The 18827-nt window shown below is 68.0% G+C and carries 16 protein-coding genes and 1 pseudogene; 7 read left to right on the plus strand and 10 right to left on the minus strand.

Going from position 1 to position 18827, the window contains the following annotated elements; translation table 11 throughout:
- Positions 1 to 84: 84 nt before the first annotated feature.
- From ACHMW8_RS09440 to mrdA, 3 genes are all read left to right on the plus strand, one after another.
- The gene (locus tag ACHMW8_RS09440; RefSeq protein ID WP_395445383.1) at positions 85 to 1074 is read left to right on the plus strand and encodes a lipid A-modifier LpxR family protein; all 990 of its coding nucleotides are present in this window, start codon (positions 85 to 87) and stop codon (positions 1072 to 1074) included.
- A gap of 106 nt (positions 1075 to 1180) precedes the next feature.
- Positions 1181 to 1519 carry a hypothetical protein gene (locus ACHMW8_RS09445; protein WP_395445384.1) on the plus strand — a complete coding sequence of 113 codons (339 nt, stop codon included), beginning with the start codon at positions 1181 to 1183 and terminating at the stop codon, positions 1517 to 1519.
- A gap of 75 nt (positions 1520 to 1594) precedes the next feature.
- The gene (gene mrdA, locus ACHMW8_RS09450; protein WP_395445385.1) at positions 1595 to 3568 is read left to right on the plus strand and encodes a penicillin-binding protein 2; all 1974 of its coding nucleotides are present in this window, start codon (positions 1595 to 1597) and stop codon (positions 3566 to 3568) included.
- A gap of 64 nt (positions 3569 to 3632) precedes the next feature.
- Here the strand turns inward: mrdA and ACHMW8_RS09455 are convergent, their stop codons facing one another.
- From ACHMW8_RS09455 to ACHMW8_RS09470, 4 genes are all read right to left on the minus strand, one after another.
- Positions 3633 to 4901, minus strand: a complete 1269-nt coding sequence (locus ACHMW8_RS09455; protein ID WP_395445386.1) for a patatin-like phospholipase family protein — start codon at positions 4899 to 4901, stop codon at positions 3633 to 3635.
- 19 nt (positions 4902 to 4920) lie between these two features.
- Complete coding sequence (locus ACHMW8_RS09460; RefSeq protein WP_125157018.1) at positions 4921 to 5604, minus strand: hemolysin III family protein; 684 nt, start codon at positions 5602 to 5604, stop codon at positions 4921 to 4923.
- Positions 5605 to 5740: 136 nt separating this feature from the next.
- A complete protein-coding gene (locus ACHMW8_RS09465) occupies positions 5741 to 6511 on the minus strand; it encodes a sulfite exporter TauE/SafE family protein (protein ID WP_125157017.1) in 771 nt (256 codons plus the stop codon).
- Between the two features lie 37 nt (positions 6512 to 6548).
- A complete protein-coding gene (locus tag ACHMW8_RS09470) occupies positions 6549 to 7715 on the minus strand; it encodes an MFS transporter (RefSeq protein WP_395445387.1) in 1167 nt (388 codons plus the stop codon).
- 95 nt (positions 7716 to 7810) lie between these two features.
- Here ACHMW8_RS09470 and ACHMW8_RS09475 point away from each other — a divergent pair, with 95 nt between their 5' ends.
- A complete protein-coding gene (locus ACHMW8_RS09475; RefSeq protein WP_395445388.1) occupies positions 7811 to 8737 on the plus strand; it encodes a LysR family transcriptional regulator in 927 nt (308 codons plus the stop codon).
- Positions 8738 to 8757: 20 nt separating this feature from the next.
- Here ACHMW8_RS09475 and ACHMW8_RS09480 read toward each other — a convergent pair whose 3' ends face one another.
- From ACHMW8_RS09480 to ACHMW8_RS09490, 3 genes are all read right to left on the minus strand, one after another.
- Positions 8758 to 9804 carry an aspartate-semialdehyde dehydrogenase gene (locus ACHMW8_RS09480; protein WP_395445389.1) on the minus strand — a complete coding sequence of 349 codons (1047 nt, stop codon included), beginning with the start codon at positions 9802 to 9804 and terminating at the stop codon, positions 8758 to 8760.
- Between the two features lie 220 nt (positions 9805 to 10024).
- A complete protein-coding gene (locus ACHMW8_RS09485; protein ID WP_395445390.1) occupies positions 10025 to 10735 on the minus strand; it encodes a CPBP family intramembrane glutamic endopeptidase, BDIM_20840 family in 711 nt (236 codons plus the stop codon).
- A 43-nt stretch (positions 10736 to 10778) separates the two neighbouring features.
- Positions 10779 to 11855 carry a helix-turn-helix domain-containing protein gene (locus tag ACHMW8_RS09490; RefSeq protein WP_395445391.1) on the minus strand — a complete coding sequence of 359 codons (1077 nt, stop codon included), beginning with the start codon at positions 11853 to 11855 and terminating at the stop codon, positions 10779 to 10781.
- Between the two features lie 487 nt (positions 11856 to 12342).
- Between ACHMW8_RS09490 and ACHMW8_RS09495 the strand changes: the two genes are divergently transcribed.
- A complete protein-coding gene (locus tag ACHMW8_RS09495) occupies positions 12343 to 13122 on the plus strand; it encodes a hypothetical protein (RefSeq protein WP_395445392.1) in 780 nt (259 codons plus the stop codon).
- A gap of 46 nt (positions 13123 to 13168) precedes the next feature.
- Here ACHMW8_RS09495 and ACHMW8_RS09500 read toward each other — a convergent pair whose 3' ends face one another.
- A complete protein-coding gene (locus ACHMW8_RS09500) occupies positions 13169 to 13843 on the minus strand; it encodes a glutathione S-transferase family protein (protein ID WP_395445393.1) in 675 nt (224 codons plus the stop codon).
- A 135-nt stretch (positions 13844 to 13978) separates the two neighbouring features.
- Between ACHMW8_RS09500 and ACHMW8_RS09505 the strand changes: the two genes are divergently transcribed.
- Positions 13979 to 15019, plus strand: coding sequence for a ribonucleotide-diphosphate reductase subunit beta (locus tag ACHMW8_RS09505; RefSeq protein WP_395445394.1), 1041 nt, complete (start codon positions 13979 to 13981; stop codon positions 15017 to 15019).
- A 119-nt stretch (positions 15020 to 15138) separates the two neighbouring features.
- Here ACHMW8_RS09505 and ACHMW8_RS09510 read toward each other — a convergent pair whose 3' ends face one another.
- Together ACHMW8_RS09510 and ACHMW8_RS09515 are read right to left on the minus strand one after the other, a co-directional pair.
- Positions 15139 to 15561 carry a DUF6491 family protein gene (locus ACHMW8_RS09510; protein WP_395445395.1) on the minus strand — a complete coding sequence of 141 codons (423 nt, stop codon included), beginning with the start codon at positions 15559 to 15561 and terminating at the stop codon, positions 15139 to 15141.
- A 204-nt stretch (positions 15562 to 15765) separates the two neighbouring features.
- Positions 15766 to 17022: a dicarboxylate/amino acid:cation symporter gene (locus ACHMW8_RS09515; protein ID WP_395445396.1), complete on the minus strand. Its 1257-nt coding sequence runs from the start codon at positions 17020 to 17022 to the stop codon at positions 15766 to 15768.
- Between the two features lie 308 nt (positions 17023 to 17330).
- Here ACHMW8_RS09515 and ACHMW8_RS09520 point away from each other — a divergent pair.
- A pseudogene (locus ACHMW8_RS09520) lies at positions 17331 to 18784 on the plus strand (AMP nucleosidase).
- The last annotated feature ends 43 nt before the right edge of the window (positions 18785 to 18827 follow it).

The raw sequence follows: 18827 nt of genomic DNA on the forward strand, positions 1-18827 counted from the left end.
TTCAGACCCTGTGCGTTTTCGCCGCGATGGACACGCTGTGAAACGAGCGTAGGCTGGGTGTCCGACTGGATTGGGGAATCCGTGATGCGGGTCGCTGGGGAGCGTACCGTTTTCTGCCTGATGGCGATGATCGCCGCCGTGGCGACTGGCCATGCCGGCGTCGCCTGCGCGGCCGCGAAGGCCGGCAAGGCCCCTCAGGCTGGCGAGGCCAAGCCCGAGCCCACGACGCCGATTTCCTTCCAGGTAAAGCCCGAGAGCCTGCGTCCGCTCGATCCCGAAAGCGCCACGGGCTTTGCGGCCCGTGACCTCGACGCCCCCCAGGGCAAGGTCGAGGGCGGGTTCGCCCTGTCGCCCGCCGCCGCCCTGGCCGGCGACGCTCGCATTCTCGACGTCGACCGATTCTACGGCGGCGCGGGTCCCGTGACCTGGCGCTCCAACGCCTTCAGCCACCAGGCCCAGGCCGGCGGTCCGATCAACTCGGTCCGCGTCTCGATGGCCGGCATGGCCCCGACCGCCGCCTATGCGCCGCTGACCTTGGCCCGTCCCGAAAACGCGGACAGCTACGCCCTGCGCGAGGTCGACGTGACCGTGACGCGCGGCTGGCCCTCGGCCTTGGCGCTGAACGGCCGCAGATTCACCCTCGACGTCACCCCGCACGCCGGGCTGGGCTATGGCGCGGCCGGCGGTTCGGCCGAGGCCGGGGCCACCCTGCGCATGGGCAAGAAGAAGAACATGGGCTCGCGGGTGAATGACGCTCTGGGCGTCCAGGACGGCAACGCGACCTTCGGGACACGCGGGCGCTGGTACATCTTCGCCGCCGCCAGCGGCCGGGCCGTGGGCCTGAACATGCTGCGCGGCCAGAACGGCGACTGGAGCCGCGCGGGCCTGACCCAGGACGCCACCAGCAAGCTGATCGGCGACAGCCAGGCCGGCGTCGCCTGGCGTCGCGGCCCGATGCAGGCCTCGCTGGGCTATATCCACCGCGAGATCAGGGCCAAGGAAGGCATCATGGGCCTGGCCACCCAGAAGGACGACGTGGTGGCCCTGTCGTTCAGCCTCAAGCCCCAGTGGTAGGCCGGCGCCAGGCGCTGGCGGGCAGGCCAAAGGCCTATTAAGCTTGTGTTCCGGGCCGCTTTCATGCAGCTAGCGCCGTTCCGTCCACCAGCCGTCCAGCGAGATCATGAGCGATAGCGAGCCCCCGCGCCGCAAGACCCTGAGCCTCAAGAGCCCGGTCGCCGCCCCCGGAGGGCCGCCGCCGCTCGAGCGCATGGTCAAGCCGTCGGCCCGCGCCACCGTGTTCACATCCCACGCCGCCCCGCCGCCGCCGCCGGCCCCCGCGCCGACGGGGGACTGGAAGTGCAAGCCGTGCGGCACGCGCTTCGACCCGCCGACCGACATTCCCGACGAAGACTCGGTCCGCTGCCCGTCGTGCAACGCCCGTCTGGGCCTTGCCGCGGACTTCCGCGCCGACCCGCCGAACGTGGCCAAGCTGCGCGCACGCTGGCTCAAGAAGGCCTAGGACCCGCTCGCCGGAAAATCCTCGACGCCGTTTGGCGGCGTGATGGTGTCTCGACAAGGAACGGTTGAGTCGGGAATGAGCGAACCTTCCATCTTCTTCTTCGAGGTCAACGAACGCCAGGGGATGTTCCACCGGCGCGCGTTCCTGCTGGGCGGCCTGACGGGCATGGGTTTGCTGGCGCTGGGCGGCCGGCTGGCGCAGCTGCAGCTGGTCGAGGCCAAGCGCTATCAGAAGCTCTCCGCGGGCAACCAGTTCAACTACCGTCTGGCGCCGCCGCCGCGCGGCCTGATCCTCGACCGCAACGGCGTGTCGCTGGCGTCCAACCGGCCGAACTTCCGGCTGATCGTCAACAAGGACAAGGACCTGGACGCCGAGGCGGTGATGACCGACCTCCAGAAGCTGGTGCCGATCGACGAGGCCCGCCGCGCGCGGGTTCTGAAGGAGCTGGCCCGCGCCCCGCGCAAGGCGCCCGTCGTGGTGATGGAAGACCTCTCGTGGGAGGAGTTCTCGCGGATCAATATCCGCGAGCCGGAGCTGCCCAGCGTCACCGCCGACATGGGCGAGGTGCGGGTCTATCCGTTCGGCGGCGCCTTCGCCCACGTGATCGGCTACGTCGCCAAGGCGTCGGACCGGGATCTCAAGGCCGCCGAAGGCGACAGCACGCAGGATCAGGTGCTGCTGCACAATCCCGGCTTCCGGATCGGCAAGCAGGGCGTGGAGAAGGCCTTCGACAAGGACCTGCGCGGCCGCGCCGGCGCCACCAAGACCGAGGTGGACGCCCAAGGTCGCGTCGTGCGCCTGGATCCGACCGGCGACATCGCCGCGACGGCCGGCAAGGAGATCCGCCTCACCCTGGACGCCGACATCCAGAACCGCGCCCTGGAGGTGATGGGCGAGGAAAGCGGCGCGATCGTGATGGTCGATTGCCGCAACGGCGACCTGCTGTGCATGGCCTCCACGCCCAGTTTCGACGCCAACCAGCTGGTCAAGGGTCTGTCAGGCTCCGAGTATCGGGCCCTGGCCGAATACGAGCGCAAGCCGCTGCTCGACAAGACCATGACCGGGGTCTACCCGCCGGGCTCGACCTTCAAGCCGACCGTGGCGCTGGCGGCGTTGAGCGCGGGGATCGATCCGACCGAGCGGGTTGTGTGCACCGGCGGCTGGTACTTCGGCGGCCGCACCTGGCACTGCCACAAGAAGGGCGGGCATGGTTCGCAGAACATGCATGACGCCATCAAGAACTCCTGCGACGTCTATTTCTATCAGATGGCGCTGCGCATCGGGCCGGATCCGATCCACACGACGGCGACCGCCATGGGCTTCGGCCAGACCTTCGACCTCGGCATACCCGGTCAGCGCAAGGGCCTGGTCGGCTCGCGCGAGTGGAAGAAGAAAGCCTTCAAGAAGGACCCGGTCTGGCACCCCGGCGACTCCGTGCCGTACGGGATCGGCCAGGGCTATATCAACGTCAACGCCCTGCAGCTGGCGGTGATGTGCGCGCGTCTCGCCAACGGCAAGCGGGCGCTGAACCCGCGCCTCGTCAAGTCGATCGGCGGGGTCGACCAGCCGCATGGCGACGCCGTGGCGGACCTGCCTATTCCGCCCGAGCACCTGGCCATCGTCCGCGACGGCATGGCGGCGGTCGCCAACGATCCGACCGGCGGCGCCTACAAGCAGAGCCAGCTGGGTCTTGGCGACGTGCTGATGGCGGGCAAGACCGGCACGGCCCAGGTGCGCCAGTATTCCCAGACGGGATCGCGCAGCAACCAGGGCGTCCCCTGGCGGCTGAAGGACCACAATCTGTTCATCGCCTTCGCGCCCTACGACAATCCGCGCTACGCGATGTCGGTGCTGGTCGAGCATGGCGGCCTGTTTGGCTCCAGCGCCGCCGCGCCCCGGGCCCGCGAGGTGATGCGCGTGGCCCTGCTGAAGGATCCCGAGATCCGGGCCCGCATCGAGAATCCGACGCCGTTGCCCAGCCTGGGGCCGGAGGACGAGACGGCGGGGGAGGCCCCGACCCCCACCGAGGGCGAGCCGTCGACGGGCTGAGCGCGCGAGGGCCTAGGCCCGGCTTGAAGCTTTTCGCCCGGCGTTCCGGAAGGGCGAGGGAGCCTCAAGGCTCCAGCGGCGCCTCGATGCCGACCGGCCCGGGTTCGTCGCGGATGATGACGCCCGTGCCGGCCGCGTGGGACGGAACCTGCTTCTTGAAGAGACCGCGCCAGAGGCTCTGTTCCTCGACCGCGCTGGTCCAGACCGTGCCCTGCATCGCCTGCTCGACGCCGGCGTCATAGATGCGGCGCATCAGGTCGGTCTCGAACTTCAGCAGGTTGAAGCCCTCGAAGCTGCTCGGGATCGAGGCGACGCTGAGCGGCAGGTTATGGCGCGAGCAGAAGCCGGCGGCCAGGCTCAGCGCCTGCCGGTAGGAGAACCGCAGCATGGTGTCGAAGCTGCGGGCCATGATCGAGGCTACGCCCGGCGGGGTCGACTGGGTCGACGGATCCAGCACGGTGTTGACGATCACATGCACCCGGCCGCGTCGGAAGCGGGGCCCCAGGTTGCGCCAGTGCAGCAGGGCGTCGGGCATCAGGAACAGCGGCGCGGCCACCCCGCCGTCGACGTGCATTTCCTGATAATGCTGGCCGTCGACCTCGACGTCGATCAGCTTGGGCGGAAAGATCCCCGGCACCGAGGACGAGGCGACCAGCAGGGTGCGGAACAGCTTCAGCGCCGCGTCGCCGCCATGGTTGGCGATCTCGCCCATGTCCCAGACGACGGCCCTCTGGCTGTCGAGATTGGTGGTGGCGATCAGCAGGCGACGGCCCTTCAGGTGCTCGACGGCGACCGCGTCGACCATCTCCTGGTCGACGAAGGTCTCGACCAGGGCGTCCAGGCTCTCGCCCTTGAAGATGCTGGGGCCCAGCGCCGTCCCCAGGCGGCGGAAGCTGAGCAGCTCGGCCGCGTGGCCGCCGACATAGGCGTCGGTCAGGCGCTCGTCCCAGGCCGGGCCGAGGAAGGCGAGGGGCGCGATCAGGGCCCCGGTGCTGACCCCGGTGACGATGGCGAAGTCCGGACGGCGGCCGGCCTTGGTCAGGCCCGTCAGCACGCCCGCGCCATAGGCGCCGCCGGACGCGCCGCCGGACAGGGCCAGGATGTTGAACTCGTCGCGGCCGATCAGCGAGCGCGCCGGCGCCAGGCGGTCGGCCGCGCTTCTCAGGGCGTCGTCGGCCTGGTCGACCGAGAGGCGCACGCCCGGGAAGCCCAGGGCTTCCACATGCCGCTCCGAGGTGGGCGCCGACAGGCGCTTGCCGCGAAGCGGATCGGTGGCCTTCCTGTCCTTGAAGAAGCCCTGGAGGCTGATCTTGCCGGCGGGATCCTTATCCAAGGAAGTTCTCCAGGGGTGTCTAGCGCGCGCTGGCCAGCACCACGCCCACCAGGACGGCCGCGTAGTGCAGGCCGGCGCCGCCGATCACGTGGCCGTGCCAGATGGCGCGGCGGAACTTCAGGCGACGCATCAGGTAGAAGATGGTTCCGGTGGAATAGACCAGGCCGCCGATGGCGAGCAGCAGCAGGGCCACCCAGGACAGGCCGTCGATCATCGGCTTGATGGCGACCAGCACCAGCCAGCCAAGGGCGAGGTAGAGGCCGACCCAGAAGCGCTTGTCCAGGCCCGGCAGGAACAGCTTGGCCAGCACGCCCGCGCCGGCGACGGTCCACACCGCCGTGGTCATGCCGATGGCCCACCAGCCGTGCAGGTTCTGGGTGGTGAAGGGCGTGTACGAGGCGGCGATCATCACGAAGATGCCGGCGTGGTCGAAGCGGCGCAGCAGCGGCCGCCAGCGGGCCTTGGCGAAGTTGTAGGCGGTCGACAGCGACAGCATCAGGATCAGTCCGACGGTGTAGACGCTGACGGCGGCCACCTGCCGCAGGTCGCCGATCCCGAAGGCCAGGCCCAGCAGGATTCCGCCGCCCAGCAGGGCGCAGGCCAGGCCCGCCAGGTGCACCACAAGGTCGGCGCACTTGGCGCCAGCCGTGGGATAGTGCGTCGCGACCTCGGAAGCGACGATGTCGGTCGTGGTGGTCGTCATGGCCCCGCTCGATGCGAAATGCAGTACGTCCGAACGCTAGGTTCGTTCCGTGACATATAAGCGTCGATCATCGTGGCGGCGAAAGGGCGTGGGCGACACGCTGGAAAGAAAAGGCGGCTTCTGGGCCGCCCGTCCCCTAAAAGAACAGGCCTCTGGCGCCGTCGAACACCAGCTTGCCGCCGACCGCGACGAGCAGCACGTAGATGACCTTGTAGAAGCCCTCGGCCGGCACGCGGCGCACCACCCAGACCCCGCCCCAGGTCGAGGCGATGGCCAGGGGCAGCAGCACCCCGGCGGTGGCCAGCACCTTGGGCGTGAACTGGCCCAGGGCGATGTAGGCCGGCACCTTCATCCAGTTCACGACCGCGAAGAAGATGGCGCTGGTGCCGATGAAGGCGTCACGGGGCAGGCGGCGGGGCAGGACGTAGATCTGGAATGGCGGGCCGCCGGCGTGGGCGATCTGGCTGGTGAAGCCGGCCGCCGCGCCGCAGATCGCGCCCAGCCATGGCCGGCCTGGGGTCGCCTCGACCTGGGCGGCGGCCTTGACGGCGCGCTCGGCCCACAGGCGCTGCAGGGCGAAGGCCACCGAGATCAGGCCCACGGCCAGCTCGACGGCGGCCTCCTTGACGAAGGCGGCCAGGGCCCAGCCCAGGAAGATCCCCACGGCCGCGGCGGGCAGCATCAGGATCAGCAGGCCCTTGTCCCAGCTCTTCCGGAAGGCCCAGACGCTGACCACGTCCTGGACCAGCAGGATGGGCAGGGTGATCGAGGCGGCCATGACCGGCGACACCGCCAGCGCCATCAGCGGCACCGCCACCACGCCGATCCCGGCGAACCCGCCCTTGGCCAGGCCCAGCAGGATCACGGCGGGAATCGCCACCGCGTAGAAGAACGGATCGGTCAGCATGGGCCGGTGCTTAGCAGCAAGCCCGGCCCGTGCCTATTCAGGCTGCGGCCAGTCCCGTCCGGTGCTCCAGGCGGAGGCTGAAGGCGGCCAGGGCCAGGGCCGACAGCGGCACCACAGCGGCGACCAGGGGGACGGCCGAGAGGCCCGGGCCATGGTCGATCACCGCTCCGCCCAGCCAGGCCCCGAAGGCGTTGCCCAGGTTGAAGGCGGCGATGTTCAGGCTGGAGGCCAGGCCCTGGCCCGCGCCGCCGGCCTGGCTCAGCACCCGCATCTGCAACGGCGCGACGGTGGCGAAGGCGGCCGCGCCCAGCAGGAAGGCGGCGATCACCGCGCCGACCTGGCTGTGGAAGGCGAAGGCCGAGGCGCTCATCACGAGCGTCAGCAGGATCAGCGTGCCGGCCAGGGCCGCGTTCAGGCTCTTGTCGGCCCAGCGGCCGCCGGCGAGGTTGCCGGCCACCAGGCCCGCGCCGAACACCAGCAGGATCGGCGAGACGGCGGCCTGCGAGAAGCCGGCCAGCTGGGTCAGGATCGGCTGGATGTAGGTGAAGACCGCGAACACCCCGCCAAAGCCCAGCACGGTCATGGCCAGGCCCAGCTGCACCTGCGGTCGGGCCAGCACGGCGAACTCCTCGCGCAGCGGCGCGGGCTCGGCCGTCTCCTGGGCGCTCGGCACCAGGGCGGCGAGGACCACGAACGCCAGGGCGCCGACGCCGGCCACGGCCCAGAAGGCCATCCGCCAGCCGAAGGCCAGGCCCAGCCACGCGCCGAACGGCACGCCCAGCAGGGTGGCGAGGGTCAGGCCGGTGAACATGATCGAGATCGCTGAGGCCTTGCGCTCGGGCGCCACCAGGGAGACGGCGACCAGGGCGCCGACGCCGAAGAACGTGCCATGGGCCAGGGCCGTGACCAGCCGCGCGCCCATCAGGATCCCGTAGGTCGGGGCGATGGCGGCCAGGATATTGCCCAGGGTGAAGATCGCCATCAGCACCAGCAGCGTCGTCTTCTTCGGCAGGCGGCGCGTGGCGATGGTCAGGATCGGCGCGCCGACGAAGACGCCCAGGGCGTAGCCGGTCATCAAGAGGCCGGCGGTGGGGATCGAGACGCCGAGATCGGCGGAGACCTGCATCAGCAGGCCCATGATGATGAATTCGGTGACGCCGATGCCGAAGGCGCCGACGGTCAGGGCATAGAGGGCGAGGGGCATGACGGCTCTCGTATTGGGTTCGGACCCCAGATAGCGCCGGCATGTTCGATGAATTAGATTGGATGAAGGAACTTTACTTGTGAAATGAGGGCACAATGGCGCGCTCGGAGATCAATCGCTCGGGGGAGATGGAGGTCTTCGCCCGCGTCGTCGAGGAGGGCGGCTTCACGGCGGCCGCCAAGGCGATGTCGATGACCCCGTCGGCGGTCAGCAAGCTGGTGGCGCGGCTGGAGGCGCGGCTCGGCTCGCGGCTGATCAACCGCTCGACCCGCAAGCTGCAGCTGACCGCCGAGGGCCTGACCTTCCACGAGCGCACCCTGCGGGTGCTGGCCGACCTGGACGAGGCCGAGCGTTCGGTCGCCGCCTGCGCCGTCCCCAAGGGCCGGCTGCGGATCAACGCCAACGTGCCGTTCGGCCTGCACCACCTGCTGCCCCTGGTTCCGAAGTTCATGGCCCTGAACCCCGAGGTGCAGGTCGATGTGACCCTGACCGACCAGATCATCGACCTGCTGGACGAGCGGACCGAGCTGGCGATCCGGGTGGGGCCGATGCGGCCCTCGCAGCTGGTGGCCAGGAAGCTGGGCGACAGCCGCACCGTCCTGGTCGCCTCGCCCGACTATCTGGCGCGACGCGGGACGCCGCGGCATCCCGACGACCTGGCCGATCACGACCTGATCACCTTCAACTTCTCGCGCCAGTGCGACGAGTGGCCGTTTCGGATCGCGGGCGAGCGGGTGTGCTATCCGGCGCACGGCCGGGCCATGGTCGGAGACGGCGAGAGCGCCACCCACCTGGCCCTGGCCGGGCAGGGGATCACCAAGCTGGGCATCTTCCATATCGTCGACCAGATCCGGGCCGGCCGGCTGGTCCCGGTGCTGGACGACTTCAATTCCGGCGAGCTGGAGACGGTCAGCGCCGTCTATGTCGGCCACGCGGGTCCGCTGCCGGCCCGCGTGCGGGCGTTCATCGACTTCCTGGCGACGGAGGTCGATGTGGACTGGCCGATGGGGCGAGCGATTTAGCGCCCGCCCCTCAGCGCGTTCTACGCCCCCAGCATCACCTCGGCGATCTGCACCGCGTTCAGGGCCGCGCCCTTGCGGAGGTTGTCGCCGACCACGAACAGCGCCAGGCCATGCTCGACGGTCGGGTCCGGCCGGATGCGGCCGACGAACACCGGATCCTGGCCGGTCGCCGCCAGCGGGTTCGGCACGTCGTCCAGCACCACGCCCGGCGCGGCGGCCAGCAGGGCCGTGGCCTCGGCCACCGACAGCGGACGCTCGAACTCGGCGTTGATCGACAGCGAGTGGCCGGTGAACACCGGCACGCGCACGCAGGTGCCGCTGACCGGCAGGCCGGGGATCTCGAGGATCTTGCGGCTCTCGTCGCGCAGCTTCAGCTCTTCCTCGGTGTAGCCGTCCTCGCTCAGCACGTAGTTCAGCGGCACGACGTTATAGGCCAGCGGAACCGCCCACTTGCGCGGGGCGGGCAGGGGGGCGGCGTCCGGCGACTGGGCCAGGCCGTCCAGGTTCCCGGCCGCGCCGGCGCGCAGCTGCTCGGACAGCACCTCGATGCCCTCCATGCCGCCGCCCGAGGCGGCCTGGTAGGTGCTGACGGTCAGGCGCTTCAAGCCCGCCTTGTCATGCAGGGGCTTCAGCGCCGGCATGGCGGCCATGGTGGTGCAGTTGGGATTGGCGACAATGCCCTTGGGGATATTGGCCAGGGCGTGCGGATTGACTTCGGCCACCACCAGAGGCACGTCCGGGTCCGAGCGCCAGGCCGAGCTGTTGTCGATCACCACGGCCCCGGCCGCGGCGGCCTTCGGCGCCAGTTCGCGCGAGGTCGAGCCGCCGGCCGAGAAGAACACGATGTCCAGGCCGGCGAAGTCGGCGGTCGCGGCGTCCTCGACCACGATCTCCTGGCCCTTGAAGTCGACCTTGGTCCCGGCCGAGCGGGCCGAGGCGAACAGGCGTAAGGACGCCAGCGGGAAGTCGCGCTGGGCCAGCAGCTCGCGCATCATGCCGCCGACCAGGCCGGTGGCGCCCACGACGCCGACGCGGGGCGGGTTGGCTCGGGAAAACTTGAAGCTCACGGGTCTACGTCTCCTGAAAGTGCGGAGGCGCGGGGAGCTTAGGGTCTCGTTGGATGAGAGCCGCCCCGCGCATCGGCGGGGCTGGTGGGATGCTCGCTAGTTCGCGCGCACGCCCGACCACGCCCCGCCGCGGCGGGTCGTTTTCGGGGTGATAATTTTGGTCGCGCGGACTTGCATCGGCGGCGCTTCTAGAGAGGAAGCGCCGCCGCGTAAAGCGGCTTTAGAGGAACAATGATGCCGCGTTACCGACATTGTGCATTAGGACCGGCAATAAAATGCTTCCTGTGCGCAGCCTCACCCAGACGCCGATCAGCGACGGCCCGGCGGTCAGGGCGAAGACCATCGGCTCGAACGAGGCCTTGCCGTGCGAGACGCCCAGCGCGTGGGCCAGGCCGAACAGGGCGCAGGACAGCAGCGCGCCCCAGCCCCAGTCGACGCCCAGGAAGCGGACACGGCCGGTGAAGGCCTCGCCCAGGACCAGCAGCAGGACGCCGCGATAGAAGGCCTCTTCCTCCAGGCCCGGCATGGTCAGCTGGAAGGCCAGGGTCTCGGCGGTATTGGGTTCGTTGGGGAAGGCCAGGGCCAGGCCGACGAACAGCAGGCCGTACAGGCTGGCGACGATCAGCGGGGCCTTGAGGTCGGCTTGGCGAAGAGTCAGGCCGCTGCGGGTCCAGCCGAGGGCGGGCAGGGCGGCGACGGCCAGGGTGGCCAGCAGGGCCAGGATCTTGCCTTCCCAGTTCCAGTGGCCGGGGATCAGATCGGGCAGGCGGCCATACAGCCGCGTCAGCAGCGCGTCGTTCAGCAGGACAAGCCCCGCCGCCGCCAGCAGCCAGCGCGGCGAGAACGCCTCGCGCCCGCTCAAGAGCCCGATCACGCCGCCGGCGCCCAGCAGCAGCGCCAGCACCAGGCCGATCCCCAACAGTCCGTCCATGAAACCCCTCCAAAGATGATGAGGGGGCTCTAGCGGCGGCGGCTCAGGCCGGCTTCTCGGAAGGCGGCGGATCGTTCCTCGGAAGACGGCCAGATGCGCGGAAAGCGCTGGGCGGCCGGCCCTCGACGGCCTGGAAGGCGCGGTTGAACGAGGCCAGGGATGCAAAGCCGCTGTCGAGCGCGATGGTGATCAGCTTGTCGCCGGCGTGGGCGGGATCGGCCAGGCGCCGGCGGGCCTCGGCGACGCGGCAGGCGTTGAGGAAGGCGCGGAAGTGGTCGTGGCCCAGGCGGTGGTTGATGAAGGCCCGCGCCGTCTTCTCCGGCGCGCCCATGCGGCGGGCGAAGGCGGCGAAGGTCAGGTCGGGTTCCAGATGGACCCGCTCGACCTCGACCATAACCCGCAGCCGCTCAGCCAGCCGCGCTTCTTCCCCGGCAGCGGGCGGGGCGGCGGGGACGAGGACGGGGTTGGGCGCGGCGAGGGGCGGCGAGACCGGCAGCAGGCGCAGGCCCAGCCAGGCGCTGAAGGCCAGCAAGGCCGTGTTCTGGGCGATGGTGAAGGCCGGCGGTCCCCAGTCCAGACCCATGACCAGATCCACCAGAAAGTCGGCCAGCAGCTGTCCGGCCAGCAGCGCGACGACCAGCACCCGGGCGCGGCGGCTCTCCTCGACCAGATCGCCCTCGCGGTCGCGGACCAGCCGCCAAGCCAGATAGGCGATCATCGACAGGCCCAGCGCAATCAGCAGCCAGGACAGGCCCTTGCCCTCGATCGCCGGACCCAGCAGGCCGCGATCGGCGCTGGCGATCGCGATCCAGGCCAGGCCCGCCGCCAGCACCGCGCCGCGCGGCCGGAAGGTCTCGTCGAAACTGGCCAGGCAGAACCACCACATGAAGACGGCGGCGTAGCCGGCGACCAGCACCCCGGCGTGGCTTAGCGGCCCGGAGAGGCGCAGCGCCGGGTCCGGCGTGTTGCCGGCCAGGAAGCCCGCCAGGCACAGGGCCATCGGCGCGAAATAGACGGCCAGCCGCCGCGTGCGCGGCTCCCGCGCCAGCAGAGCGCCCAGCGCCAGCAGCAGGGTCGCGCCCGCGACTCGCGTGATCACGTCCAGCTGGCTGAGGTCCATGGGGCTCCGAAGCGTGAAGTCCCTCTCTCCGTGAGAGAGGAGGGGCCCGCCGCGAAGCGGCGGGAGGGTGAGAGGTTTTTTAGAGCTTTCCGGTGGCGCTCCGCCAGGGACGCGCCGCAGATACCCCGGCCTTTGGGGAGTTCGCGCGTGAGCGTCCTTCTCCCCCCCGGAGAAGGAGGCCTCCCTAAATCTCACGGCGAGACGATCGCAGGGCTGATCAGGTCACTCAAGGACCGCCCTGCGGGCGGCCGCCGCGCGGCGACGCGGAGCGTCGTCCTTGACTGACCTGATCAGCCCTGCACGCTGCAGCCTCCAAGAGATTTAAGGATCGCACCCGACCGGGGTGTCGGGTTTGAGCCCTTAGTGAACTGACCCAGCGTCGACTTGTCGGTATACATGCATCAGGTAGGGTAACCGCCCCGATCACGTACTCAGCGAACTTGTGAACCTGGGAATGCGCTAGACGCAGCGGGCGATTGGAGAGGGCATGCGTCCTGCGGACGAAGATTGGTTCGATCCTGATATCCAGTCCATGGCACTCGGCTACGGCGAGAAGGCCGGGCTGCAAATCTACCGGAACTATACGCGAGCCTTTGAGGACGAGGGAATCAAGCGCTTTCGGCAGGCTCTTGTCAGTGCTCCGGGCGAATATGCCAATTTCGAAAAACTGGCGCGGCTACTGGCGACAGAGGACATCAGATTTCTGCCCGTCATCGCCTGTGGCTATGCGGATGACGTTCTAAAGCAGGTGTTTTTGGATGTGATCCCACCCGACGTTCCAGGTGGGAGGTCCGAGATGTTGAGCGGGTATGGGCCGCTCTCGGACCTCTCTAAACGAATCCGACTTGCTTACGCCTTCGACTTGCTTTCGAGCGACCTGATGGACGCTGTTGATCGGGTTAGATCGGCGCGAAACCGCATCTCCCACGATTGGGACTTGTCCAAGATCGAGGATTTTTATCTCACCGGAAGAGTGTCGGAGTTAGCCGCCGTTGAGCTAATGTTAGCCGAACGCGCCAAAGACTTTCCAGAGTTGGATGTGGTGTTCGATCCAGCATCGGCGTTTCGGATTCGGCTCATCTGGTTGATGGGCCGGTTGACTTACGAAGCGAGCCTATATCACCCGGCGAAGGTGGGAGGGCTCAAGCCATATCGAGCGCTCTACGCCGATGGAGGAACCGCGTGGCTGAAGCAGGTGTCGAAAATCTGCATGGCCGAAACACGTGCTGTCATTACGGGGATGGCTCAGCGCAAGTCCGAGATGTGACGATCGGATTCCTGAGGCCCGCCTTCTAACTCATCTGTGTTTCCCCTCACCCAGCCTGCTGCCCCAACCGCTCCCACCCGTCGAAGAACGGGAACCGCCGCTCCCAGAACCCCGCCAGCCTCGGATCCGCGTCGACCCGCCTGACCACCTCGCTCATGCGCGGCGCGGCCTCGGAGAAGCGCACGCGGCGCGGGCCCCAGCGGCTGACCACCGTGACGTAGAGGTCGAGCACGCTCAGCGCGTCGCCCAGCAGGTAGGTCCGTGGCGTGATCTGGCTCTCCATCATCCGCCAGCAGTCCAGGATCCGCTCGGCCGTCGCGGCCTTGATCCGCGCCTGGATTTCCGGGTCAGGTCCGCCCAGGCGTGACGGATCATCCCGCACCCAGAACAGCGAATAGATCGACGCCGGGATGAACGTCATCCAGCGCAGGAACTGGGCGCGGGCGGGATCGTCGACCTTGGGCGCGAGCCGCGCCTCCGGATAGCGGTCGGCCAGCCAGATCAGGATGGCGGCGCTTTCGGTGATCGTTTCGCCCGCCGGGGTGACGAGGGCCGGAATCTGCTTAAGGGGATTGATCGCGGCGACCTTGGCGGCTTGCGCCTCGCCCTCCCAGGTCGGGGCCTCGATCACCTCAAAAGGCAAGCCGATCAAGGTCATGGCCGCCTCGACGGGCACGCCGCCGGAGCCGAGGGCGCTGAAAATCGTGAACGGTTTCTCCACAAATCATCCCCTATGTTGTGGGCGTGACCCATTGTCACACTAGATGTAGTGGGTCACTATCAGGGTGCGTCGGGCGTCGGCCTGCCGTAGCCTAAGCCTACCCCGTCCGCTCGATTCTCGCTTCCGAGGCCCGCCATGTCCGCTCCGTCATCGCTTATCCTGCCCGGCCTGATGACCCCTTCGGGCGGCTACAAGCCGTTCCGCTATCCGTGGGCCTACGACTTCTGGAAGAAGCAGCAGCAGGTCCACTGGATGCCCGAAGAGGTGCCGCTGGGCGAGGACCTCAAGGACTGGGCCGTCAAGCTGAACGACAAGGAACGGAATCTGCTGACCCAGATCTTCCGCTTCTTCACCCAGTCCGACGTCGAGGTGCAGGACAACTACATGGAGCGCTACGGTCGGGTCTTTAAGCCGACCGAAGTGAAGATGATGCTGGCCTCGTTCGCGAACATGGAGACGATCCATATCGCGGCCTACGCCCTGCTGCTCGAGACCATCGGCATGCCTGAGACCGAGTTCTCGGCGTTCATGGAATACGAGGCCATGAAGGCCAAGCACGACTACATGCAGACCTTCGGCGTCGACTCCAACGCCGACATCTGCCGCACGCTGGCCATGTTCGGCGGCTTCACCGAAGGCCTGCAGCTGTTCGCCTCGTTCGCGATGCTGATGAACTTCCCGCGCTTCAACAAGATGAAGGGCATGGGCCAGATCGTCTCGTGGTCGATCCGCGACGAGAGCCTGCACTGCGACGGCATCATCAAGCTGTACCACGCGTTCAACAAGGAAACGAACGCGGTGACCAAGGCCGTGGCCGACGACATCGTCGACTGCTGCAAGCACGTGGTCGGCTTGGAAGACAAGTTCATCGACCTGGCCTTCGAGGCCGGCGACGTCCAGGGCATGACCCCGGACGACATCAAGTCGTACATCCGCTTCATCGCCGACTGGCGCCTGCGCCAGCTGCAGCTGCCGGAAGTTTACGGCGTGAAGGAAAATCCGCTGCCCTGGCTGCAGTCGCTGCTGTCGGGCGTCGAGCACGCCAACTTCTTCGAGGCCCGCGCCACGGAATATTCCAAGGCCGCGACCAAGGGCCAGTGGCATGGCGCCGAGGGCGTCTGGACCAGCTTCGATGAGATGATGAAGAAGCGCACGGACCTGTCGCCGACGCAGTGATCGCTTCACGAGGGGCGTGAGCAGAGGGCGGGGCCGCGAGGCTCCGCCCTTTGTCGTTTGTCCCCAGGGATCGTTTTGTCACCCCGGGTCACCGCCGGCGAAAGGCGCGCCCGGCGGCCTTACGGCTGGTACTTCTTCGGGATCGCCTTGATCTCTTCCGGGGTCAGCTTGGTGATGGTCTTGGCCCGGATCGGGATGGCCATGCCCAGGCCGTCGCCGACGCGCAGGTCCAGATCCAGCGGGCCGCAGACGCTGTCGGGGCCGCGTACGACCGAGACGAGGTGCGTGCCCGGCCAGGTCAGCTGGTTGGAGCCCCACGCCAGGTCGACGCGATAGACGTCGCGACCGCGGACCTTCATGTACAGGGTGTTCTTGTCCGGGGCGGTCCAGCCGCGCCAGTCCGAGAGATAGAAGCACTGGCGGGCGGGCTTGGCCGCCTTGACCGGAGCGTCGCCCTGCGCCGCCGAAGCGGCCGAGGCGCCCATGCCGGCCAGAGCGAGCCCGATCAGCGCCGAGCGCGCGATGTGGGTGATGCTGCTCATGACGTCGTCCTCAAAAGCCCCTCGTCTCAAGAGATTGGGCCTCGTCCGGGGCTTGTCAAGTTTTTACTGTACATTTGAAACTGTACACGAAAACGCCCCCCTCCCCAGCGCGCCGGGGAGGGCGCTTGGCCCAAAAGAAAGAGCCAGTCAGGCTGGAAACCTGACTGGCTCGGGGCTCTGATCGAAGCCTTGCTGGCCGAGGGGTTAAGCCTTGGCGGGTTCGGTGTCGGGCTGGATCTCGTCCAGCTCGCCTTCCCACTTGGCGACCACGGCGGCGGCGACGCTGTTGCCGACGACATTGGTGGCCGAGCGGCCCATGTCCAGCAGGTGGTCGACGCCCAGAACGAGAGCGATCCAGGCCTCGGGCAGGCCGAAATAGGTCAGGGTGGCCATGATCACGACCAGCGAGGCGCGCGGCACGCCGGCGATGCCCTTCGACGTCACCATCAGCAGCAGCAGCATGAAGATCTGCTGCTGGACCGACAGGTGCACGCCGTGCGCCTGCATGATGAACATGGTGGCGAAGGTGCAGTACAGCATCGAGCCGTCGAGGTTGAACGAATAGCCCAGCGGCAGCACGAACGAGACGATGCGGCGGCGCACGCCGATCTTGGGCAGGCTGTCGAGGATGCGCGGATAGGCGGCTTCCGACGAGGCGGTCGAGAAGGCCAGCAGGGCCGGCTCGCGGATCACGCCGAACAGCGGGATCACCCGCTTGCCCAGCACCAGGAAGCCGGCGACGAACAGCAGCAGCCACAGCGTGCCCATGGTGGCGTAGAAGCCCAGCACGAACTTGCCATAGACGGCCAGCATCGACAGGCCCTGGGTGGCGATGGTCGAGGCCAGGGCGCAGAAGATCGCCAGCGGGGCCAGCTTCATGACGAAGCCGGTGACCTTCAGCATCACCTGGGCGCCTTGCTCGGCCATTTCCAGGATGTGCGGGGCCTTGTTGTCCAGCGAGGCGACGGCGGTGCCGACGAACAGGCTGAAGACCACGATCTGCAGGATCTCGTTCTTGGCCATGGCGTCGAAGATCGAGGCCGGCACCAGATGGGTCAGGAAGCCCTGCAGGGTGAAGGTCTCGGTCGAGGCCGCCGGGGCGTTGGCCGCGCTGGCGACCTCGGTCAGGTTCAGGCCCGAGCCCGGGTGCAGCAGGTGCACCATCAGCAGGCCCAGCAGCAGCGATACGGCCGAGGCGCTGACGAACCAGGCCATGGTCTTGGCGCCGATCCGGCCGACGGCGGCGGCGTCCTCCATGTGGGCGATGCCCGCGACGAGCGTCGTCAGCACCAGAGGGGCGATGATCATCTTGATCAGCCGCAGGAAGAGGTCGGTTCCCATCTTGAACCACTTGACCGCTTCCTCGGTCTGCGCCGGATCGAGGAACTGATTACAGGCCCAGCCGACCGTGACCCCCAGGATCATGGACGCGATGATCAGATAGGCGAAGCGTTTGTTCATGAATCCCCCTGGCGTCCGTATCGACGTCGACGGCCTTGTTCTGGTGTTCGGAAGAAACGACGCGCGAGAAGGCCCGCGCCGCCATTCGCCCCTTCCTTGAGCATTTCAGCCCTTGTGGCCGACCGGCGCCGGTTCGTCCATGCCCTTGCGACGGCGGGGCCCGGCTTCCGGCGAGCCAAGCTGAAGAAACAGGCTCATCCTAAAGACGGACGTCCGCCCGACTTCCTCATCCCGGATAAGTAATAAATCATTCCCATTTGGTCGGGCCGGCGTCTCGCCAACGTCGCAAAACGTCGCTATAAGGACCCATGTCAAACCAAGAAAAAGCAATCGCCGTCGTCGAACGGCTGAATGACGAATACGAACGCGCCGTCGACGCCCTGCGGACCGCCCTGCGCGCCTATCTCGAAAACGGAACCCGTCCGGACCCGCAGACGCGGTTCGACGGCACTTTCGCCTATCCCGAGCTGCGCCTGACCTACGACCCTGAGGCCCTGCCGCCCAAGCTGGCCCGCTCGTACGCCCGCGTCAGCCGCCCCGGCGTCTATTCGACGACCATCACCAAGCCGGCCCAGTTCAAGGACTATCTGGTCGAACAGCTCAGCCTGCTGATGGACGACTTCGACGTCGAGATCGAGGTCGACCGCTCCAGCCAGGAAATCCCCTATCCCTATGTGCTGGACGCCACCATCGACCTGAACCAGGCCGACGTGCGCAGCGAGGACATCGCCCGTTTCTTCCCGACCACGGATCTGGCCTTCATCGGCGACGAGATCGCCGACGGCGTGTGGAACCCGGCGCTGGAGGAGACCCACCCGCTGTCGCTGTTCGACGGCCTGCGCACGGACTTCTCGCTGGCCCGCCTGAAGCACTACACCGGCGCCCGGCCGAGGACGTGCAGCAGTTCATCCTGTTCACGAACTATCATCGCTATGTCGACGAGTTCGTCCGCTGGGGCATCGAGCAGCTGCAGCAGCCTGACAGCCCCTATACGGGCCTGTCGTGCTCGGGCGGCCTGACCATCACCGCCAACACGGTCAATCCGGAGCTGGCGGTGGCGGAGTTGACCTGGCGCAAGCACCAGATGCCGGCCTACCACCTGATGGCCCCGGGCGGTTCGGGCGTGACCCTGGTCAATATCGGCGTCGGTCCGTCCAACGCCAAGACGATCTGCGACCACCTGGCGGTGCTGCGCCCGCAGGCCTGGCTGATGATCGGCCACTGCGGCGGCCTGCGCGACACCCAGACCATCGGCGACTACGTCCTGGCCCACGCCTATCTGCGCGACGACCACGTGCTGGACGCGGTGTTGCCGCCGGAAATCCCGGTGCCGTCGATCGCCGAGGTGCAGCGCGCCCTCTACGACGCGGCCAAGGCGATCAGCGGCGACAGCGGCGACCAGCTGAAGAAGCGCCTGCGCACCGGCACCGTCGTCACCACCGACGACCGCAACTGGGAGCTGCGCCACAGCCTCTCGGCCCTGCGCTTCAACCAGAGCCGCGCCGTGGCCATCGACATGGAAAGCGCCACCATCTCGGCCCAGGGCTATCGCTTCCGGGTGCCGTACGGGACGCTGCTGTGCGTGTCGGACAAGCCGCTGCACGGCGAGATCAAGCTGCCCGGCCAGGCCAACGCCTTCTACGAGCGGGCGATCAGCCAGCACCTGCAGATCGGGATCCTGGCCTGCAAGCTGCTGCACGCCGAAGGCCCCAACCTGCATTCGCGCAAGCTGCGGGCCTTCGACGAGCCGCCGTTCCGATAGGGGCGATCTTGGACGATGCTCCCCCGTCGTCCGGGGAGCATCT

The sequence above is a fragment of the Caulobacter sp. UC70_42 genome, from assembly GCF_044056025.1.
Lineage (GTDB): Bacteria > Pseudomonadota > Alphaproteobacteria > Caulobacterales > Caulobacteraceae > Caulobacter.